Source organism: Hydrogenophaga sp., from assembly GCF_025699295.1.
Taxonomy (GTDB): domain Bacteria; phylum Pseudomonadota; class Gammaproteobacteria; order Burkholderiales; family Burkholderiaceae_C; genus Hydrogenophaga.
In genome coordinates, this window is the sequence record NZ_JAILWB010000027.1 from 32,017 (window position 1) to 52,592 (window position 20,576).

At 67.1% G+C, this 20,576-nt stretch carries 20 protein-coding genes; 1 reads left to right on the plus strand and 19 read right to left on the minus strand.

What is annotated here, in order from left to right; genetic code table 11:
* Positions 1 to 7 precede the first annotated feature (7 nt).
* Entirely contained in the window at positions 8 to 199 is a 192-nt protein-coding gene (locus K5880_RS21630) for a DUF1496 domain-containing protein (RefSeq protein ID WP_297657490.1), read from the minus strand.
* A 112-nt stretch (positions 200 to 311) separates the two neighbouring features.
* Between K5880_RS21630 and K5880_RS21635 the strand changes: the two genes are divergently transcribed.
* Entirely contained in the window at positions 312 to 1,016 is a 705-nt protein-coding gene (locus K5880_RS21635; protein ID WP_297657494.1) for a glutathione S-transferase N-terminal domain-containing protein, read from the plus strand.
* 130 nt (positions 1,017 to 1,146) lie between these two features.
* On the opposite strand, the gene K5880_RS21640 is transcribed toward K5880_RS21635, so the two are convergent.
* The 18 genes from K5880_RS21640 to K5880_RS21725 form a co-directional block, all read right to left on the minus strand.
* Complete coding sequence (locus K5880_RS21640; RefSeq protein WP_297657497.1) at positions 1,147 to 2,607, minus strand: potassium transporter TrkG; 1,461 nt, start codon at positions 2,605 to 2,607, stop codon at positions 1,147 to 1,149.
* 6 nt (positions 2,608 to 2,613) lie between these two features.
* On the minus strand, positions 2,614 to 4,005 hold the full coding sequence (trkA, locus tag K5880_RS21645) for a Trk system potassium transporter TrkA (protein ID WP_297657500.1): 1,392 nt from the start codon (positions 4,003 to 4,005) through the stop codon (positions 2,614 to 2,616).
* A 44-nt stretch (positions 4,006 to 4,049) separates the two neighbouring features.
* Positions 4,050 to 5,180 (minus strand): acyl-CoA dehydrogenase family protein, encoded by a 1,131-nt coding sequence (locus K5880_RS21650; protein WP_297657503.1) that lies wholly within the window; start codon positions 5,178 to 5,180, stop codon positions 4,050 to 4,052.
* A 20-nt stretch (positions 5,181 to 5,200) separates the two neighbouring features.
* Positions 5,201 to 5,869: an SDR family oxidoreductase gene (locus tag K5880_RS21655; RefSeq protein WP_297657506.1), complete on the minus strand. Its 669-nt coding sequence runs from the start codon at positions 5,867 to 5,869 to the stop codon at positions 5,201 to 5,203.
* Between the two features lie 100 nt (positions 5,870 to 5,969).
* Positions 5,970 to 7,154 (minus strand): acetyl-CoA C-acyltransferase, encoded by a 1,185-nt coding sequence (locus K5880_RS21660; RefSeq protein WP_297657509.1) that lies wholly within the window; start codon positions 7,152 to 7,154, stop codon positions 5,970 to 5,972.
* A 38-nt stretch (positions 7,155 to 7,192) separates the two neighbouring features.
* Positions 7,193 to 7,852 carry a carbonate dehydratase gene (gene can, locus K5880_RS21665; RefSeq protein WP_297657512.1) on the minus strand — a complete coding sequence of 220 codons (660 nt, stop codon included), beginning with the start codon at positions 7,850 to 7,852 and terminating at the stop codon, positions 7,193 to 7,195.
* A gap of 29 nt (positions 7,853 to 7,881) precedes the next feature.
* Positions 7,882 to 9,063 carry an isovaleryl-CoA dehydrogenase gene (locus tag K5880_RS21670; protein ID WP_297657514.1) on the minus strand — a complete coding sequence of 394 codons (1,182 nt, stop codon included), beginning with the start codon at positions 9,061 to 9,063 and terminating at the stop codon, positions 7,882 to 7,884.
* Between the two features lie 38 nt (positions 9,064 to 9,101).
* Positions 9,102 to 9,485 (minus strand): PaaI family thioesterase, encoded by a 384-nt coding sequence (locus K5880_RS21675; protein WP_297657577.1) that lies wholly within the window; start codon positions 9,483 to 9,485, stop codon positions 9,102 to 9,104.
* Between the two features lie 195 nt (positions 9,486 to 9,680).
* On the minus strand, positions 9,681 to 10,049 hold the full coding sequence (locus K5880_RS21680; RefSeq protein ID WP_297657517.1) for a DUF1304 domain-containing protein: 369 nt from the start codon (positions 10,047 to 10,049) through the stop codon (positions 9,681 to 9,683).
* Between the two features lie 47 nt (positions 10,050 to 10,096).
* A complete protein-coding gene (locus K5880_RS21685; RefSeq protein WP_297657520.1) occupies positions 10,097 to 10,516 on the minus strand; it encodes a MerR family DNA-binding transcriptional regulator in 420 nt (139 codons plus the stop codon).
* 94 nt (positions 10,517 to 10,610) lie between these two features.
* A complete protein-coding gene (locus K5880_RS21690; protein WP_297657524.1) occupies positions 10,611 to 11,510 on the minus strand; it encodes a SprT family zinc-dependent metalloprotease in 900 nt (299 codons plus the stop codon).
* A 132-nt stretch (positions 11,511 to 11,642) separates the two neighbouring features.
* The gene (locus tag K5880_RS21695) at positions 11,643 to 12,380 is read right to left on the minus strand and encodes a lysophospholipid acyltransferase family protein (RefSeq protein WP_297657580.1); all 738 of its coding nucleotides are present in this window, start codon (positions 12,378 to 12,380) and stop codon (positions 11,643 to 11,645) included.
* A gap of 28 nt (positions 12,381 to 12,408) precedes the next feature.
* A complete protein-coding gene (gene gmhB / locus K5880_RS21700) occupies positions 12,409 to 12,996 on the minus strand; it encodes a D-glycero-beta-D-manno-heptose 1,7-bisphosphate 7-phosphatase (protein ID WP_297657527.1) in 588 nt (195 codons plus the stop codon).
* A gap of 7 nt (positions 12,997 to 13,003) precedes the next feature.
* Positions 13,004 to 15,130, minus strand: a complete 2,127-nt coding sequence (gene glyS / locus K5880_RS21705) for a glycine--tRNA ligase subunit beta (RefSeq protein ID WP_297657530.1) — start codon at positions 15,128 to 15,130, stop codon at positions 13,004 to 13,006.
* A gap of 25 nt (positions 15,131 to 15,155) precedes the next feature.
* Positions 15,156 to 16,061 (minus strand): glycine--tRNA ligase subunit alpha, encoded by a 906-nt coding sequence (glyQ, locus tag K5880_RS21710; RefSeq protein ID WP_297657533.1) that lies wholly within the window; start codon positions 16,059 to 16,061, stop codon positions 15,156 to 15,158.
* Between the two features lie 126 nt (positions 16,062 to 16,187).
* Positions 16,188 to 17,639 (minus strand): hypothetical protein, encoded by a 1,452-nt coding sequence (locus K5880_RS21715; protein ID WP_297657535.1) that lies wholly within the window; start codon positions 17,637 to 17,639, stop codon positions 16,188 to 16,190.
* Between the two features lie 140 nt (positions 17,640 to 17,779).
* The gene (gene lnt, locus K5880_RS21720) at positions 17,780 to 19,663 is read right to left on the minus strand and encodes an apolipoprotein N-acyltransferase (protein ID WP_297657538.1); all 1,884 of its coding nucleotides are present in this window, start codon (positions 19,661 to 19,663) and stop codon (positions 17,780 to 17,782) included.
* 14 nt (positions 19,664 to 19,677) lie between these two features.
* Positions 19,678 to 20,544: a transporter associated domain-containing protein gene (locus K5880_RS21725; RefSeq protein ID WP_297657541.1), complete on the minus strand. Its 867-nt coding sequence runs from the start codon at positions 20,542 to 20,544 to the stop codon at positions 19,678 to 19,680.
* Between the last annotated feature and the right edge of the window lie 32 nt (positions 20,545 to 20,576).

The window sequence follows — 20,576 nt, forward strand, 5'->3', positions numbered from 1 at the left end:
TAGGGATTCAGGCAGGGCGGTCGGTGTCCGACGCGGGCGGTGCAGGGGGTCGATCTTCGGCCGCGGGCTGGCTGGTCGCGTCCGTGCACGCATGTCCGGTCTCGGTCCATTCGCCCGCCACGCACAGCAGCTCGCGACCGTTGACGCAGACGGTCGCGCCTTCAGGGTACGTCTGGTCTCCGTAAATGCAAGGCTTCAAGGTCGCGCTCCTTTCATGCGATCCCGTCGCTTATACACGCGAAACAATTCCCTGCCCACCCTGCAGAAATGGCGTGCCTCGGTACACTGCGCGACCCATCACGAGACCCAACATGAACGACCTGACCGCCTTCCCGATCACGCAGAAGTGGCCTGCGGCCCACCCCGACCGGCTGCAGCTGTACTCGCTGCCCACGCCCAATGGCGTGAAGGCGTCCATCATGCTGGAGGAAACCGGCCTGCCCTATGAGGCGCATCTGGTGCGCTTCGACACCAACGACCAGATGTCGCCGGCCTTTCTCTCGCTCAACCCGAACAACAAGATTCCCGCCCTCCTCGACCCCGCAGGGCCCGGCGGCAAACCCATGGCGCTGTGGGAATCGGGCGCCATCCTGATCTACCTGGCCGAGAAGACCGGGCAGTTCCTGCCGGCGGACCCGGCGGCCCGCTACGAAACCCTGCAGTGGCTGATGTTCCAGATGGGCGGCGTGGGCCCGATGTTCGGCCAGCTCGGCTTCTTCCACAAGTTCGCCGGCAAGGACTACGAGGACAAGCGCCCGCGCGACCGCTACGTGGCCGAGACGAAACGCCTGCTCGGCGTGCTGAACCAGCGCATGCAAGGCCGCGACTGGATCATGGGCACGGACTACAGCATCGCCGACATCGCCACCTGGCCCTGGGTGCGCAACCTGGTGGGCTTCTATGGCGCGGGTGACCTGGTGGGTTTTGCCGACTTCCCGAACCTCGCGCGCGTGCTCGATGCCTTCGAAAAACGCCCTGCCGTGCAACGCGGCCTGGCAATTCCCGCTCGAGGCTGACTTTCGAGCAGTCCGGTCAGCGCGCCAGCGATGACCGGACCCCAGGGCACCGCGGATCCGGCTCCGCCGGTCTGCCAGTGCCGCCCCCCTTGAGGGGGTGACGCGCTGAAAGCGCGGCGCGGGGGTGGGTCTACTTCCTCCAGAACTGCCCGGTGAAGAGCACCAGCACGGTCAGCAGTTCGAGACGCCCGAGCAGCATGGCGAAGCTCAGCACCCAGATCTGGAAACTGCCCAGCACGCCATAGTTGCTGGCTGGACCCACGTCGCCCAACCCGGGGCCGATGTTGTTGACCGTGGCCACCACGGCAGAGAACGCGGTGACGATGTCCATGTCGGTGAACAGCAGCACCATGGTCAACCCCATGGTGGCCGCGCCATAGATCAGCATGTAGCCCAGCACCGCGGTCATGACCGAGGTCGGCATGATGGCGCCACCCAGCGTGACCGGATTGACCACCCGCGGGTGGACGATGCGCACCAGCTCGCGCCGGGCCTGCTTGATCAGCAGCACCATGCGAACCAGCTTGATGCCGCCCCCCGTGGAACCCGCGCACGACACAAAACAGCCGAGGAACATGAGCAGCACCGGCGCGAACACCGGCCACTGCGCATAGTCCACCGAGGCGTAGCCGGTGGTGGTGGCGAGCGAGACCACGTGGAAGGCACTGATGCGCAGTGCGTCGGGGAAATGATCGTAGTCGCCATGCGCCACCAGCAGCACCGCCACCACCATGATGGACACCACGAGCACCGCCACATAGGTGCGGATTTCGCGGTCGCGTGTGATGGGGCGCAGAGAGCGCTGACGCAGCACGATGAAGTAGCGCATGAAGCTCACCCCCGCCAGTGCCATGAACACGGTGGCCACGGCCTCGATGCGCGCCGAGTCCCAGTGCCCGAAGCTGGCGTCGTGCGAGGAGAATCCGCCCAGGCCCATGGTGGTGCACATGTGCATGAACGCGTCGGCCCAGCTCATGCCGGCCCAGCGGTAGGCGAGCATGCAGGCCACGGCAAACAGCACGTACACACCCCACAGGCCGCGCGCGGTCTCTGCAATGCGCGGCGTGAACTTGGTGTCCTTCATGGGCCCCGGCGTCTCGGCCCGGTAGAGCTGCACACCACCCAGACCCAGCATCGGCAATACCGCCACCACCAGCAGCATGATGCCCAGCCCGCCGAGCAGCTGCAGGAAACAGCGCCAGACGTTCACCGACACCGGCAGCGCATCCAGCCCCGACAGCGCGGTCGCGCCCGTGGCGGTGAGCGCGCTCATGGATTCGAAGTAGGCCTTGGTCCAGGTGATGTCGGGCACGGTGAACATGAGCGGCGCGGCAGCAAAGGCCGGCAGCAGCATCCACACCAGGTTGACCAGCAGAAAGCCGTCCTTGGCCTGCAGTTCGCGGCGATGCGCGCGGGTCAGGCGCCACAGGGCCATGCCGCAAGCTGTCGTCAGCGCAAAGCCGTAGGCCCACACCAGCGCATGGCCCTGCGCGTCCAGGAACCAGGCCCAGGCCAGTGGCACGAGGAAGGCCGGCGCGAACGCCAGCAGGATGCGCGAGAAGACCAGCAGGACGGGCAGCAGGCTGTACACGAAGCTCTAGCCGAAAAAGGTGGCGCTGACCTGGAACAGCTTCTCGACCTCGCGCACCAGGCGCTTGTTGGGAATGAAGATGATGATGTGGTCGTCTGTCTCGATGACCGTGTCGTGGTGCGGCATCAACACCTCGGACTTGCGGCCCTCGCCGCGCACGATGGCGCCAATGCGCGTTCCCTTGGGCAGCTTGACCTCCTCGACCTTGCGGCCTACCAGCTTGCTGGTCTTCACATCGCCGCGGGCAATGCCTTCCAGGGCCTCGGCGGCCCCGTGTCGCAGGCTGTGCACGGCGGCCACGTCGCCACGCCGCAGGTGGGCAAGCAGTTCGCCGATCACGGTCTGCGACGGTGAGATCGCAATGTCGATCGTGCTGCCCTGCATCATGTCGGCGTAGGCCCGGCGGTTGATCAGCGACATCACGCGGCCCGCGCCCATGCGCTTGGCCAGCATCGCCGACATGATGTTGTCCTCGTCGTCGCTGGTGAGCGCGAGGAACATGTCCATCTCGCCCACATTTTCTTCCTGCAACAGGTCCTCATCCGCGCCGTCTCCCTGCAGGATCAGCATGCTGGATGGCAACTGGCTGGCCAGGTATTCGCAGCGCTTCGGGTCTCGCTCGATGAGCTTGACCTGGCACTGACCCTCCAGCGAGCGCGCCAGCCTCAGCCCGACCTTGCCGCCGCCGGTGATCATGATGCGGCGCACCGGCTCGTCAATGTTGTGGATGGCGCCGAGCACGTAGCGGATCTTCCGCGTGTCGGCCAGCACAAACACCTCGTCACCGGCGAGGATGCGCGTCTGCTTGGTGGCCTCCATCTCGGTGTCGAGCCGGTACAGCGCCACCACGCGCATTTCGGCGTGCGGAAAGCGGTCGCGAAACTCGCCGATGGTGTGCCCCACCAGGGCACCGCCGTGGGTGGCACGCATGGCGATCAGGCTCGCGCGGCCATCGGCGAACTCCAGCACCTGCAAGGCCTCGGGGTAGCTGATGAGCTGGTGGATGTAGCGCGTGACCGACTCCTCGGGGCAGATCACGTGGTCCACCGCGAAGCCGTTCTTGCCCATCAGCTCGTCGCCTTCGACGAACTCGGGCGATCGCAGGCGGGCAATGGTGCTGGGCACATTGAAGATGTCGTGCGCCACCTTGCAGGCCACCAGGTTGGTCTCGTCGCTGGCGGCGCAGGCAATCACCATGTCCGCATCTTTCGCGCCGGCATTGCGCAGCACTGAAGGTTGTATGCCGTTGCCGACCACGCCGCGCAGGTCCAACCGGTCCTCCAGCAAGCGCAGCCGGGACGGGTTCATGTCGATCACGGTGATGTCGTTCTGTTCGGAAACCAGGTTTTCCGCAACGCTCTCGCCCACTCGGCCGGCGCCCAGGATGATGATGTTCATGGTCGAGGGATCATACGCCCGGCCTGCGCACGCCCCGCTGCCACTCAGGCCAGTGCGCGCTGGATGATGATCTTCTGCACGTCCGAGGTGCCCTCGTAAATCTGGCATACGCGCACGTCGCGGTAGATGCGTTCAACCGGGAAGTCGCTCACGTAGCCGTAGCCCCCGAGCACCTGGATCGCGTCCGAGCAGACCTTCTCGGCCATCTCGCTGGCCATCAGCTTGGCCATCGCGGCTTCCTTCAGGCAGGGTTCGCCCGCGTCGCGCAATGCAGCGGCATGGTGGGTGAGCGCGCGCGCGGCCTCGATCTGCGTGGCCATCCCGGCCAGCCGGAAGCCCACGGCCTGGTGGTTGAAGATGGGCTGGCCGAAACTCTCGCGCTGCTTGGCGTACGCGAGCGCGCACTCGAACGCGCTGCGCGCCATGCCGATGCTTTGCGCGGCAATGCCGATGCGCCCGCCTTCCAGGGCCGAGAGCGCGATCCGGTAGCCTTCGCCCTCGGCGCCGATCAGGTTCTCGGCGGGAATGCGGCAGTTCTCGAAGTTGATCTGCGCGGTGTCGCTGCTGTGCTGGCCGAGCTTGTCCTCCAGCCGCGCGACCACGTAGCCCGGGGTGTCAGTGGGCACCACGAAGGCGCTCATGCCCTTCTTGCCCGCGCCCTTGTCGGTCACGGCGATCACGATGGCGAGCTGGCCGTTCTTGCCGCTGGTGATGAACTGCTTGACGCCGTTGATGACGTAGTCGCCGCCCTGCTTCACCGCCGTCGTGCGCAGGGCCGAAGCGTCCGAACCCACGTGCGGCTCGGTCAGACAGAAGACGCCGAGCATCTGGCCGGCCGCGAGCGGGCGCAACCAGCGTTCCTGCTGCTGCGCATTGCCGTAGCGCATGAGGATGGCGTTGACGGGGCAGTTGGTGACGCTGATGGCGGTGCTGGTACCACCGTCGCCGGCGGCGATTTCTTCCAGCACCACGGCCAGCGTCACATAGTCCAGCCCGGCGCCACCCAGTGATTCAGGCACGCAGATGCCGTAAGCCCCCAGCTCGGCCAGGCCCTTGTGCACGTCCTTCGGGAAATGATGCTGTTTGTCCCAGGTCGCGGCGTTTGGCCAGAGTTGCTCCTGGGCAAAGGCGCGCACCGCATCGCGGATCATGAGTTGGTCTTGGTTGAGTGGCATGCGGGTGTCTTTCGGGTGAATCACCAGGTGCTGGCGCGCCGGCCGTCATGGTGGATGAGGAGGCCATTGTCGTCGGGGGTGAGCAAAGCCAGCACGTGGCGCAGACCCGCCACGCTGCGCTCGACCGTCAGCGGCGCGGATGCGCCACCCATTTCGGTCTGCACCCAGCCCGGGTCCAGCGCGACGCAGGTGGCGGCAGGGTAGCGGTGCCGGGCACTGGCCACGGCCATGTTGACTGCGGCCTTGCTCACGCGGTAGAGCCAGGCATCGTCGCCCTCCACCAGGCCGACCTGGCTCATTCCGCTGGAAAACGCGCCAAACACGCCGCCGCCCGCCTCGACCGCGGGCATCACCTGCGGTATGGCCTGCATCAAGCCCAGCACGTTGGCGTGCATCACACGGTCGAAGGACTCGCGCGTCGGCGGCGTGCGCGCGTCGGCGGTGTCGTAGACGCCGGCCACGTACAGGGCCATATCGAGTTCTTCGCCATCGAGCGACCAGGCCAGGCCGCTCACACTCGCCGGGTCGGCCACGTTCACACGCAGCGCTTCGGCGCCGAGCCCGCGCAGGCGCGCCAGGCCGGCCTCGTCGCGCGCGGTGGCAATCACACGATCGCCCGCCTCCAGGTACTGGCGCACGAGCTCGAGGCCGATTCCACGAGACGCGCCGATGACGAGAACGGTGTTCATGGAGTGAAGGGTGTTTTCACCAAGGCTGCCACGGAACCGGCGTTGCCGGGCCGCTGGTGGCACCCCTTCGAAGGGGTGACGCCGTAGGCGGCGCGGGGGGTTACAGCAACTCGATCGCCATCGCCGTGGCTTCACCGCCGCCGATGCACAGGGTGGCCACGCCCCTCTTGCCGCCGCGTGCCTGCAGCGCGTGCAGCAGCGTGACGAGAATGCGCGCGCCGCTGGCGCCGATGGGGTGGCCGAGCGCGCAGGCGCCGCCGTTGACGTTGACCTTCTCGTGCGGGATGTCCAGTTCGGTCATGAGCGCCATGGGCACCACGGCGAAGGCCTCGTTGATTTCCCACAGATCCACGTCGGCGACTTTCCATCCGGTCTTGTTCAGAAGCTTCTGCGTCGCGCCCACCGGCGCGGTGGCGAACCAGTTCGGCTCCTGCGCGTGCGTGGCGTGGCCGACGATGCGCGCCAGCGGCTGCGCGCCCAGCTGCTTCGCGGTGGACTCGCGCATCAGCACCAGCGCGGCAGCGCCGTCGTTGATGGACGAGCTGGACGCGGCGGTGATGGTGCCGTCCTTCTTGAACGCGGGCTTGAGACCGGGGATCTTGTCGAGCTTGACCTTGCCCGGGCCTTCGTCGGTGGCCACCACCCGCTCGCCACTGCGGTCCTTCACCGTCACGGGCGTGATCTCCTTCGCGAAGGCGCCGCTGTCGGTGGCGGCCTTGGCGCGCGTCACCGAGGCGATCGCGAATGCGTCCTGCTGCTCGCGCGTGAAACCGTACTTGGCCGCGCAGTCCTCGCCGAAGGTGCCCATGGAACGGCCGGGCTCGTAGGCGTCTTCCAGGCCGTCGAGCATCATGTGGTCGTACACCTTGTCGTGGCCCATGCGGTAGCCACCGCGGCCCTTCTGCAGCAGGTAGGGCGCGCCAGTCATGCTCTCCATGCCGCCGGCCACCATCACGGTGGCACTGCCCGCGGCGAGCATGTCGTGCGCAAGCATGGTGGCCTTCATGCCCGAACCGCACATCTTGGACAGCGTGACCGCGCCGGCCGACTTCGGCAGGCCGCCCTTGAATGCGGCCTGGCGCGCGGGCGCCTGGCCCTGGCCAGCCATCAGGCAGTTGCCGAACAGAACTTCGTCCACCTGGTCCGGTTTCACGCCACTGCGTTCCATCGCGGCCTGGATGGCGGCACCGCCCAGGTCGTGCGCGGCGAGGCTGGCGAAGTCGCCCTGGAAAGCGCCCATGGGGGTGCGTGCGGCGCCGACGATGACGATTGGATCTTGGGACATCGGGAATCTCCTGAAGACTGAGAACAAAAAAAGGGGGATCAGCTCTGGCGCACCGCGCCCACGCCGGCCACGGCCGCGCGGTACACGGCGTCAATCTGCTCGTTGCCGTCCAGCGTCATGTGCATGTCGTGCAGCAGGCCATCGCGCAGGCCATAGACCCAGCCATGCAGCGTGAGCGACTGCCCGCGTGCCCAGGCGTCCTGCACCACCGTCGTCTGGGCCACGTTCATCACCTGCTCGATCGCATTGAGCTCGCACAGCACGTCGGCACGGTGCTTTTCGGGCGTGGCTTCCAGCAACGCCGCGTGGCGGTCGCGCACGTCCTTGATGTGGCGCAGCCAGTTGTCGGCCAGGCCCACGCGCACATCGCGCAGCGCGGCCTGCACGCCGCCACAGCCGTAGTGCCCCACCACCATGAGGTGCTGCACCTTGAGCATGTCCACCGCGAACTGGATCGTCGAAAGGCAATTGAGGTCGGTGGGCACCACCACATTGGCCACGTTGCGGTGCACGAAGACCTCACCCGGGTCCAGGCCGGTGATCTGGTTGGCGGGCACGCGGCTGTCTGAGCAGCCGATCCACATGTACTGCGGGCTCTGCTGGGCCAGCAGGTCGGTGAAGAAGGTCGGGCGCGCGGCCACCATGTCGGCAGCCCAGCTGCGGTTGCGCTCGAAGAGGTCTTTGAGTTCGGAGGTCATGGGTCGATCTTAGGATGCCGGCCAATGCCTCAGCAGGTCTCCGCGAACAGCTCCCGACCGATCAGCATGCGGCGGATCTCACTGGTGCCGGCGCCGATTTCGTACAGCTTGGCATCGCGCCACAGGCGCCCCAGCGGGTATTCGTTGATGTAGCCATTGCCACCGTGGATCTGCAGGCCTTCGCCAGCCATCCAGGTCGCCTTTTCGGCGGTCCACAGGATCACCGAGGCGCAGTCCTTGCGCACCTGGCGCACGTGTTCGCTGCCCAGCAGGTCCAGGTTCTTGGCCACGGTGTAGGCAAAGGCCCGGCCGGCCTGCAGTACGGTGTACATGTCGGCCACCTTGCCCTGGATCAGCTGGAACTCGCCGATGCTCTGGCCGAACTGCTTGCGGTCGTGGATGTAGGGAACCACGTTGTCCATCACGGCCTGCATGATGCCCAGCGGCCCGCCGGTGAGCACGGCGCGCTCGTAATCCAGCCCGCTCATGAGCACCTTGGCGCCGTTGTTCAGGCCACCCAGGATGTGGGACTCGGGCACCTCGACGTCGTTGAACACCATCTCACCGGTGTGGCTGCCGCGCATGCCCAGCTTGTCGAGCTTCTGCGCCGTGCTGAAGCCTTTCATGCCCTTCTCGACGATGAAGGCGGTGACGCCGCGCGCGCCCATCTCGGGCTCGGTCTTGGCGTAGACCACCATGGTGTCGGCGTCCGGGCCGTTGGTGATCCACATCTTGCTGCCGTTGAGCAGGTAGTAGCCGCCCTTGTCCTCGGCCTTGAGCTTCATGCTGATGACGTCCGAACCCGCGCCGGGCTCGCTCATGGCCAGCGCGCCCACGTGTTCGCCGCTGATGAGCTTCGGCAGGTACTTCTGCCGCTGCGCGTCGCTGCCGTTGCGCTTGATCTGGTTCACGCACAGGTTGCTGTGCGCGCCGTACGAGAGCCCCACGCTGGCCGAGGCGCGCGAGATTTCTTCCATGGCGATCATGTGCGCCAGATAGCCCATGTTGGCGCCACCGAATTCCTCGCCCACGGTGATGCCGAGCACGCCGAGTTCGCCCATCTTGCGCCACAGGTCCATGGGGAACTGGTCGGCGCGGTCGATCTCGGCCGCGCGCGGTGCGATCTCGGCTTGCGCAAAGTCGCGCACCGCGTCGCGCAGGGCGTCGATGTCCTCGCCGAGCTGGAAGTTGAGGCCGGGCAGGTTGGTCATGAATGTCTCCGTGGGAAGTCGTGAAGGGCCGATCGGGCTCAGCCCTGGATATTGTCGCGGCCGATCACCGCCATGAGCGTGCAGCCCATGGTCGCGATCAGCTTTTCGCGCCCGCCGTCGATGGCGTAGGCGTGTCCCTCGCACACGGTCACCGTGCGTCCGGGCTTGACCACCGTGCCGACCATGCGGAAGCGCTCGCCCTGGGCGGGCGCGAGCAGGTTGATCTTGAATTCGATGGTCAGCACCGCCGCCTCCAGGGGCATCAGCGTGAAGCCCGCGTAGCCGCAGGCCGAATCCAGCGCGGTGGCCACCATGCCGGCATGCAGGAAACCGTGCTGCTGCGTCAGCGGCTCGGCCCAGGGCAAGGTGACCTCGACCCGGCCGGGCTCGACCACGGCGAGCGTGGCGCCCAGCGTGCGCATGGCCGCCTGGCGCGCGAAGCTCTCGCGGGTGCGGGCATCAAAACCGGGGTTGCGGGGTTCAAAGGCGGGAATGTTCACGGTGTGTGCTCGGCACGAAAAGGACCCGCGATTCTACGTTGACGTTTACGTAAACGTCAATTCGCCTCCGCCGGATCAAGGCGCACAGGCGGCAGCCCGAGCGCATGGCGGGTGGCGTCAGGCCACCACGCGACCAAGGTACAGCAGTGCCAGCGCCACAGCGGCAGGCAGCGCCTGCACGAACAGGATCTTGCGGCTGGCCGTGACCGCACCGTACAGGCCGGCGACCAGCACGCAAAGCAGGAAGAACACCTGCACGTCGAAGCCTTCGGGACCAAGCCACAGGCCCCAGAGCAGGCCGGCCGCCAGAAAACCGTTGTACAGCCCCTGGTTGGCCGCCAGCACCTTGGTGGCCGCCGCGGATTCGGGCGTCTGGCCAAACGCGCGCATGCCCGCGGGCTTGTCCCAGAGGAACATCTCGAGAACCAGGAAGTAGACGTGGAGCAGCGCGACGAGCGCGATGACGATGCTGGCAACCAGGGACATGGGAGACCTTTCCGATGCGGCCACGGCAGCCGCAGAACGCCGCGAGCTTAACTGGCGGACCCGGACCGCGCGCCTTTTTCGATCTTGCCCAGCAAGGCCCGGGCTTCCTTCTCGTGCGTCTTCACCTCGTCGAGGTTGGCCACGAGATCAGCCATCTGTTCTTCCAGTTGACGCCGATGGTCGGCCAGCACGGCGAGGAACTTGCGCAGCTGCGGCCCGGTGTCCCGCGGACTGTCGTAGGTGTCGATGATGTCCTTGGCCTCGGTCAGCGACAGGCCCAGGCGCTTGGCGCGCAGCGTGAGCTTGAGGCGCGTGCGGTCGCGGGCGGTGTAGACCCGGTTGCGACCGCCCGGGCCTTCGCGCTGGGGTTGCAGCAGCCCCATGTCCTCGTAGAAGCGGATGGCGCGGGTGGTCAGGTCGAACTCGCGCGCCAGGTCGCTGATGGTGTAGGTCGGGTTCGTCGCCATGGGTTCGTGCCCTGTTATTGACGTTTACGTCAACGTCAGGCGGCGATCTTAACGGAATCACCCTGTCTCGGTCACGGGCACGCGCGCTCGCTACTCACTCGTCCAGTGGCACCGCCGCCTCGCGCAGCGCGCGCCGCCGCTGCGCGTGGTCGGGCAGCACGCTGGCCACCACGTCCCAGAACTGCGGGCTGTGGTCCATGTGGTGCAGATGGCTGAGTTCGTGCACCACCACGTAGTCGATCATGTCCAGCTTGAGGTGGATGAGCCGCCAGTTCAGGCGGATCGAGCCGTCGGCGCTGGCGCTGCCCCATCGCGTGCCCGCGCTGGACAGGCGCAGCTTGCTGTAGCGCACGCCCAGTTGTGGCGCGAAGTGGTCGAGGCGCTCGGCGAACAATGCCTTGGCCCGCTTCATCAGCCAGGCCTGCGCGGCATCGCGGATCTGGGTCTCCTGCGCGTTGCGCGCCAGCCCGATGCGCAAGGTCGCCGCGCCACCGGGCACTGCGGCGGGTTCGAACACGGCACCCACCTGCGTGAACGCATGTGTGGGATCGAGCACCAGGCGCAGCCGCTCGCCCAGGTAATCAAACTCCACACCGTCGGCCCAGCGGATGCGCGCCTGCGCCATCTCGCCAGCGCGCTGGCGCGCACTCTGCAGTTTCTCCAGCACCCAGGCCGACTTGTCGTGCAGCAGCGCCTCGACCTCGCCCACCGGCGTCCAGCGCGGCGCGCTCACACTCAGGCCATCGGTGCTGACCGACAGGCCGATGGTGCGGCGCTTGCCGCGCTTGAACTCATAGGCCACGTCGCAGGAGCCCAGGCGCAGCATGCGGTTGGCACGCGGGTGGTGCCAGGCTGCGGGCTGGAACACCTGCGTCATGGGCAGGGCCGGGGGCGCGGCCACCTGGGAGGCAGGCGGCGGCGCGGGCGCAAGCGGCAAAGATTCGGGCGCGGAACCGCCGAGAAAATCGAGCGCCAGTTGCACGAAGCGCTGCATGGCCTTGTTACCTCGTGTCAGGCACGCGCACCCCTGAACCAGAAATGCCGTGGAACCGGCTTTGCCGGGCCACAGGCATTGCCCCCTTGAGGGGGGATGCGGCGACACGCAGTGAGCAAGCAACGGGGGTATTCATGTTTTGTAGGCGTCGGGGTCGAGTCGGCGCATTTCGGCCTCGATCCAGGTCTCGACCTCACGCATCAGCTCGTCGGGCTCGCGGCCCTGACTCGGGATGGGCTTGCCGATGGAAAACTCCACCGTGCCGGGCTTCTTGATGAAAGCCTTGCGCGGCCAGCACTTGGCCGAGGTCACGGCAATCGGGATCACCGGCGCACCGGTTTCCACCGCCAGCCGCGTACCGCCACTCTTGTAGGTGCCCTTCTGGCCGCGCGGGATGCGCGTGCCCTCGGGGAACATGATGACCCAGGTGCCCTGGTTGAGCAGGCGCTGGCCTTGTTCGACCACCTTGTTGAAGGCCTGCGCGCGTTTGCTGCGGTCGATGTGGATCATGTCCATGCGGCCCATGGCCCAGCCGAAGAAGGGCACGTAGAGCAGTTCCTTCTTGAACACATAGGCCAGCGGGTGCGGCATCAGCGCGGGCATGCAGAAGGTTTCCCAGGTGGACTGGTGCTTGAGCAGCAGGACGGCCGGCGCGGTGCTGCCCACCGGCAGGTTCTCGTAGCCGATGACGTGGTTGCGGATGCCCAGGATCAGTTGGCCGCTGCCCACCGCCAGCTTGAGCCAGCCCGCGCACATCCAGTAGATCTGCGTGCTGTTGAGGAAGGGCGCGGCCACCAGCACCGCCAGCGCCCATGGCACCACGGTCACGGCCATGAACAGGGTGTGCAGGACCGAGCGCAACAGGTTGATGAGGATCATGGAATGGGGCGAAGAAGGTTCAGGCCGATGGTTGCTGCGCCAGCAGCCAGTCGGCGAAGGCATTGAGGTCGTCGTGCGGGTGCGCGCCGGGCGGCAGGTCGGGAGCGAGCGCGGCCAGGTCGGCGGGCAAGCCCTGACCCAGGCGACCCCGCAGGTGTTCGGACTTGCCGGTCATCAGCAAATGGGTCATGCAGCCGGCGGTCGCAGCGGCCTGCACGTGGCGCATCGCGTTGCCGGCAGCGTGCACGGTGGCCAGCGGCGCACCGAAACGCGCACCGATCTGCGTGAACAGGCCGGGCGCGGGTTTGCGGCAGGCACAGGCATCTTCCGGCGCATGTGGACAGAAGAACACCGCTTCGACGCGTGCACCCACCGCGGCGAGCTGGCGGTGCATCTTGGCGTGGATGGCATTGAGCGAGGCCATGTCGAACAGGCCGCGCCCGATGCCGGACTGGTTGGTGGCGAGCACCACGCGCCAGCCACCCTGGTTGAGCCGCGCCACCGCCTCGAGCGCGCCGGGCAGGGCCTCCCACTCCTCGGGCGAGGCGACGTAGTCGTCGCGGCTGCGGTTGAGCGTGCCGTCGCGGTCGAGGATGAGGAGTTTCATGCGGTGATCATGACGCGAGACGGGACAGGTCGGCCACCCGGTTCATCGCATCGTGCAATTGTTTGAGCAGACCGAGGCGGTTGGCCTTGAGCGCAGCATCGTCGGCGTTGACCATCACGCCGTCGAAGAAGGCGTCGACCGGTGCGCGCAGCGCGGCGAGGGCTTGCAGCGAGGCGGTGTAGTCGCCGGCGTCGAATTGCGCGTTGGCGGCGGGCACGGTGGCCTGCATGGCGGCGAACAGTTGTTGCTCGGCGGCTTCGACAAGCAGAGATTCATTGACGACTTCCGCACCCTCGCCGTCGGCCTTCTTGAGGATGTTGCCGATGCGCTTGTTGGCGGCGGCAAGTGCAGGGGCTTCGGGGAGGGCTGCGAAGGCACGTACTGCAGACAACATGCGCGGCAACGCGGCCAGGCCAAGCCAGCGACCAGCGCCCACTACGGCATCCACCTCGGCGGTCGAGAAACCTTGTTCGCGGCAGTAGCTTTCAAGCCGCTCCGCCATGAACTGCAGAACGTCAGTGCCTGCGTCGCTGAAGCCTTGGGGAAATCCACCAATGGCCGCGTTCACCAATTCATCCGCCGACAACGGAATCTGCTTCTCGATCACGATCCGAATGACGCCCAGCGCATGACGACGCAATGCAAAGGGGTCTTTGTCTCCCGTGGGTCTTTGGCCAATGCCGAACAAACCCATCAGCGTCTCCAGCTTGTCGGCCAGCGCCACTACCACGCCCGGCATGTTGCGTGGCAGTTCGTCGCCCGCGAAGCGCGGTTTGTAGTGATCCTCGATCGCGAAGGCAATGTCCTCGCCCAGGCCATCGTGGCGCGCGTAGTAGCCACCCATGATGCCCTGCAGTTCCGGGAATTCGCCCACCATGTCGGTCAGCAGGTCGGTCTTGGCCAGCTGCGCGGCGGTGTCGGCGCTTTTCGCCAGCACGTCGCCGCCCAACTGCTGGGCAATGGCGCGGGCGATGGCGCGCACGCGCTCGGTGCGCTCGCCCTGCGTGCCCAGCTTGTTGTGGTAGACCACCTTGCCCAAGCCTTCGACGCGCGAGGCCAGCGTCTTCTTGCGGTCCTGGTCGAAGAAGAACTTGGCGTCGGCCAGGCGCGGGCGCACCACGCGCTCGTTGCCGCCGATCACCGCGCTCGCATCGTCGGGCGTGATGTTGCTGACCACGAGGAACCTGTTCGTCAGGCGGCCCTGCGCGTCGAGCAGCGGGAAGTACTTCTGGTTCGCCTTCATCGTGAGGATGAGGCATTCCTGCGGCACGCCGAGGAACTGTGGCTCGAACTCGCAGACGAGCACGTTGGGGCGCTCGACGAGTGCGGTCACCTCGTCGAGCAGGGCATCATCCTCGATGGGCTTGCAGCCACCGCCCACCTTGGCAGCGGCCGCCGCGAGCTGGCGCACGATCTCGGCGCGGCGCTCGGCGAACGAGGCGATCACGGCGCCGTCCTTCGCCAGCGTGGCGGCATAGCTGTCGGCGTCTTTCAGCACCACGGGCGAGACCGCCGCTTCGAAGCGGTGGCCCTGCGTGGTGTGGCCTGCCGTTAGTCCCAACGCCTTCACCGGCACGACACTGCCGCCGTGCAGTGCGACCAGGCCGTGCGCCGGGCGCACGAAGTTCACGCTGCTCCAGCCCGGCAGTTCGCAGTCGGTCTCCAACTGGTAGCTCATGACCTTGGGGATGGGCAGCTTGGCAATCGCCTCGTCGAGTGCCTTCTGCAAACCAGCGGCCAGCTCGGCACCGGGCGCCACGCTGTCGTAGAACAAGGCCTCGGCCTTGCCGTCGGGCGCGCGCTTGAGGCCCGCAACGGCCGATGCATCGGCACCGAGTGCGACCAGGCGCTTGAGCAGCGCGGGCGTGGGCTGGCCATTCGCGTCCAGGCCCACGCTCACCGGCATGAGCTTTTGTGAGACGGCCTTGTCGGCCGCGCGGGGCAACACGCCCGTGACGTGCGCGGCCAGGCGGCGTGGCGAAGCGAAGGCCGTCACGGCCGCATCGGCCGGCGCAAGACCCTGGGCCTTGAGCTGGTCGGCCAGCACGCCGGCAAAGGCATCGCCGAGTTTCTTCAGCGCCTTGGGCGGCAGTTCTTCAACAAACAGCTCGACGAGCAGATTCTGTGCAGTCATTCTTGTTCTTTCACCTGGCCTGCGCTCACGCGGCCTTCTTCACCATCTGTTCCACCCACTCGCGCGGCGCCATCGGGAAGCCCAGGCGCTCGCGGCTGTCGTAGTAGCTCTGGGCCACGGCGCGCGCGAGGTTGCGGATGCGGCCGATGTAGGCGGCACGCTCGGTCACGCTGATGGCGCCGCGCGCGTCCAGCAGGTTGAAACTGTGCGCGCACTTGAGCACCTGCTCGTAGGCCGGCAGCGCGAGCTGCTGCTCCATCAGGTGCTTCGCCTGTTTCTCGTGCGCGTTGAAGGCGGTGAAGAGGAAGTCGGCGTCGCTGTGCTCGAAGTTGTAGGCCGACTGCTCCTTCTCGTTCTGCAGGTAAACGTCTCCATAACTCAGGGTGTCGGTCCACTTCAGGTTGTAGACGTTGTCCACGCCCTGCAGGTACATGGCCAGGCGCTCCAGGCCGTAGGTGATCTCACCCGTGATGGGCTTGCAGTCGATGCCGCCGACCTGCTGGAAGTAGGTGAACTGGGTCACCTCCATGCCATTGAGCCAGACCTCCCAGCCCAGGCCCCAGGCGCCCAGTGTGGGGTTTTCCCAGTCGTCTTCCACGAAGCGGATGTCGTTCTTCTTCAGGTCGAAGCCCAGCGCCTCCAGGCTGCCCAGGTACAGCTCCAGGATGTTGCTGGGCGCGGGCTTGAGCACCACCTGGTACTGGTAGTAGTGCTGCAGGCGGTTGGGGTTCTCGCCATAGCGGCCGTCCTTGGGCCGGCGGCTGGGCTGCACGTAGGCAGCCTTCCAGGGCTCTGGGCCGAGCGCGCGCAGGAAGGTGGCGGTGTGGCTGGTGCCGGCGCCGACCTCCATGTCGTAGGGCTGGAGCAGTGCGCAGCCTTGTTTGTCCCAGTAGGACTGCAAGGTCAGGATGATGTGCTGGAAGGTCAACATGGGGCTGGCCGGCGCGGCCGGGGGGTGGCAACAAAGGGGCACGGGGGATGGACCCATCCCCCGTGCGAGCCCTCGATTTTACGGGCGCGCCACCCCGGCACGGTGCACGCGCAGTGCGTGCCGGTCTCAGTTGCCGGTACCGGTCACCGTTGACGGTGTCGCGGGGTAGTACTTCTCCAGCCACAGGCGCGCCAGCTGTGCCCGTGTGATCTTGCGGAACAGGAAGCTCACCGGCATGCCCGCTGCCGTCGGCTGGCGCACCTGTTCGAGGTAATTCGTGAATGCGTTCATCAGGCTGTTGAGGTCCATGACCCGGTTGGCCCCCTGGTCGATCTTGCCCAGCCCCTGGATCAGGTTCTGCATCATGCCGCCCTGCATGGCCATCAGATGGCCCCCCTTGAGCGCCGCATCGGCGCTCGACTGCACGGTGCGCAGACCGTCGCCACCCAGGCCATGCACCACCTCGGCCTGCGAGCCCATGCGCCGCGACTGGTCGTCCAGCACCTTGGCCACGCCCATCTGCAGCTGGGCGGAGCTGAACGTGGGCACCACGCCGAGCGCGATGACGTTGGCGTGGGTGGACACGCTCTGCGTGCTCAGCAGCTTGCGCACGTTGTCGACCACCGACTCGTCCACGCCGAAGCCCCCAGCAGCAGCCTGCAGCCAGCCGCCCAGGCGCATCTGCTCCTGCAGGGCTTCCTCCTGTCCGGCCTGCAGGCCGGTCCCTGTCATCTCCTGGTTCACCATGTGCACCATGCCGACAAAGCTGGAGCCGTAATGGGCGCCTACCAGCAGCGTCATGCTCTTGTCGCCCGGTCCAGCGGGGGCCTTTGCCGCAGCCTGCATGGCCTTGACGCCCACGGCGCCGAGCGCGGCAGCGCCCGCGCCGTGCATGCGGTTCCAGATTTCGATCGCCCGGTCCACGTCGATGTTCAGGGGGTCGAGCATGGCCGTCGCGCGGTGGGTGCAGCTGGCGGTGATCACCAGCGTGCCACTGACGTTGTGGTGCTTGCGCTGCTGGTCGATCTGGGCACCGGCGGTGCGGGCGATCTCGCGCGCATGGGGCCCCATGGAAGAGACAGATTCGCGGATGGTGCTTTCGATTCCGGACAGCGCGGTCGCCGCGGCGTCGTCGTTGCTGCCGTAGGAAAAATACTGCACGTCCATGCGGATCGAATCGGCGCCCAGCGGCAGGCGCGCAACCTGCACGCCTGTGAAATCGAGCGGGCTCTCCAGCCCGGACACGTTGTCGATCGCCCCCATGTCTTCGCGGATCTTCTGCGTCGCGGCATCGTTGGTCACCCGCGCGGTCATGTAGTCACGCGCCGCGTCGCTCACCTGCTGATTCAGGTCGGTGATGCGCGCCTTGAGCTCCGTGACGTCGACGCCCAGCCCCACCATCTCGTTGATCGTCATGCTCAGGCCGCGCCGCAGGGCAATGAACGAATTCATCTTGTCGAATGCCGCATCGCTCCTGGCCTGCAATCCCCCCATCTTTTCGAGCAGCGCAAGCAGTTCGGTGTCCACCACGTGCCCCAGCACCAGGGACGGGTGGTCGAAAGGAATGGTGGATGGCATCGGCGGGTTCCCGAAAGGCTGTGTGCGGCACCCTTTGTAGCCTCGACGGGTCGCCCGGCCATGAGGCATTCATGAGGTATTCATGACCGTTTCATGACGGACGCCGGAGCCGTGCACCGCCGCGTGCACGGCAGCCGCCTTCAGCGCCGCCGGGTGCGACCGCCGCGCCGTCCGAAATTGCGCATCGAGGCGATCAGCAGCACGAGCACCAGGCAGCCCACCCACAAGGGCATGAGGCCCCAGCGCGCCGTCCAGCGGGCATAAGGGGTGAGGCCGCTGCGGCCCTGCACCACTGCCTCGAGCCGGCCGCGCGTGAGGCGCGGCAGTTCGTGCGTGACCCGCCCCAGGTGGTCGATGACGGCCGTGGCGCCCGTGTTGGTGGCGCGCAGCATGGGCCGCCCGAGCTCGATCGCGCGCAGGCGCGAGATGTGCAGGTGCTGGTCGATCGCAATGCTGTCGCCGAACCATGCGATGTTGCTCAGGTTGACCAGCACCGTGGGAGCCGCGGTGGGGTCGCGGAACGAGGCCGCAAGCTCTTCGCCAAACAGGTCCTCGTAGCAGATGTTGGGCGCGATGCGCTGCCCCGCCACGGCCCAGGCCGGTTGCGCGAGCGCGCCGCGGTTGAAGTCGCCGAGCGGGATCTTCATGAGGTCGGTGAACCAGCGGAACAGTGGCGGAATGAATTCGCCGAACGGCACCAGATGGTGCTTGTCGTAACGGAAAAGGCCGTTGTCCGGGGTGTCCAGGGGGGCCTGACCCTGCAGACGGATGGCGGCGCCAGAGGTCAGCCCCCAGACGGAGTTGGTGTAGCCCTGCTCCAGGCTACCCAGTGGCAGACCCAGCAGTGCGCTCACACCGGTGCCGGCCGGCTGCTGGGCCAGATCGCCCAGCAAGGGTTGCCAGAAATCGGGACCGAGTTGCCCAGGCAGCAGGGGCACGGCGGTCTCGGGTGCCACCACCAGCTGCGGCCCGGTGGCGCTGCCGCGTGCGGCCTGCACGGCGGCGGCCAACTGCTGCGGATACCAGGCCAGCGCCTGTGCCACGCCGGTGCCGGGTTCGAACTTCTGATCCTGCGCGATGTTGCCCTGCAGGAGCCAGACGCGCAGTTCCCCGGTGGTTGCCGTGTCGCGCTGACCCAGCCCGCGCCACGCCGCGCCACCGCCCAGCAGGCTGGTCAGCAGCGCGCCCACCAGCAGCAGCAGCGCCAGCGCGCGCAGTGCGCCGGGCCAGCCATCGGCCAGACCGGGCACCAGCCGGGCCTGCACGCGCGGCATGGGCGCGGCCATGCGCGATCCCGCCGCCGTGCGACTCGCGGGGCGGCTGACCGGCGACAGCATCCAGGCGCTGAAGCGCCTCCACGCGCCGGACACGAGCGATGCCAGAGCGTAGGCCAGCACCGCCGCCAGGAAACCCATGCCGTACACCCCCACCAGCGGCGCCCAGGGCGCCATCAGGTCCACCTGCGCATAACCGCCGGCACCCCAGGGGAAGCCGGTGAACCAGTGGCCGCGCGCCAGCTCCGCCAGTGTCCACACCGAGGCAAACATCAGGGCCTGGGCGGTGCGTGAGACTGGCGCCCAGGCACACAGGAAGCCCACGGCCAGCGCGTAGTAGATGGCGAGAAAGCCGGCCAGCGCGAACACCGCCAGCACGGCCAGCCAGGCCGGCAGGCCACCGTAGGTGTGCAGCGAAATGAACAGCCACCAGAAGGTGCCAGCCAGCCAGACGGTGGCAAACACCCAGCCCCGCCAGACCGCCTGACCGACGCGCGTGGCGTACTGCAGGGCCAGCACCAGCAGGGCGAGCGAGACGATCTGCCAGCCGCCACTGGGTTGACCCGGCACGGCGCCCGGCAAGACCCATTCTGGCAAGGGCCAGGCGATGGATGCGGCCTGCAGCGCGCCCCCCAGCAGGCACACCAGCCACCAGACGAAGCCGCTACCGCGCGCGGCACGCCCGGGTGGGCGGCGGCTCATCGGGTTGAAGCTCGACGGCGTGTGCAGTGACCCGAACAGGCTGCGCATGGGCGGGCGCTGCCTCAGGCCTCGCCCGGCACGGGCAGGACCTTGAACCACTTCACCGCGCCACCCTTGGAGTGCAGCACGGTAAACCGCAGACCATCGAGTTCATGCACCTCGCCGCGCCGGGGCACGTGGCCCATGGCGTGGGCGATCATGCCGCCAATGGTGTCGAAGTCGTCCTCGGACAGCGCCAGACCGAAGGACTCGTTGATGCGTTCTATGGGGGTGTCACCACTCACCCGCCAGGTGCTGTCGGCCAGAGCGAAGATGTCGCCGTCGTCTTCGACCACGTCGAATTCGTCCTCGATCTCGCCCACGATTTCTTCCAGCACGTCCTCGATGGTGATCAGCCCCGCCACACGCCCGAACTCGTCGATCACGATGGCGAGGTGGTTGCGGTTGCCGCGGAACTCGCGCAGCAGGTCGTTGAGCCCCTTGCTCTCCGGCACGAAGGTGGCCGGGCGCAGCAGCGCGCGGATGTTGAGTTCGGGCGCGCGCTGCAGCTTGAGCAGGTCCTTGGCCAGCAGGATGCCGATGATGTTCTCGCGCTCGCCCTCGAACACCGGAAAGCGCGAGTGGGCGGTGTCGATGACCAGGTGCAGCAGTTCGTCGTAGGGTGCATCGATGTCGAGCACGTCCATGCGCGGCGCGGCCACCATGACGTCGCCGGCGCTCATGTCGGCGATGCGGATCACACCTTCGAGCATCACGCGCGACTCGGCGTTGATGATGTCGTTGTCCTCCGCCTCGGCGAGGGTTTCGATCAGTTCGTCCTTGGAATCCGGGCCGGGATGGATGAACTCCGCGAGCTTTTGCAGGAAACCACGTTTGTCAGCTTGACGCAGGCTGCGCTGCGGTCCACCGCTGGGAGGGGATTCGGCCACTGAGGATGGAGAGAGGTTGTAACGGTGCGAAA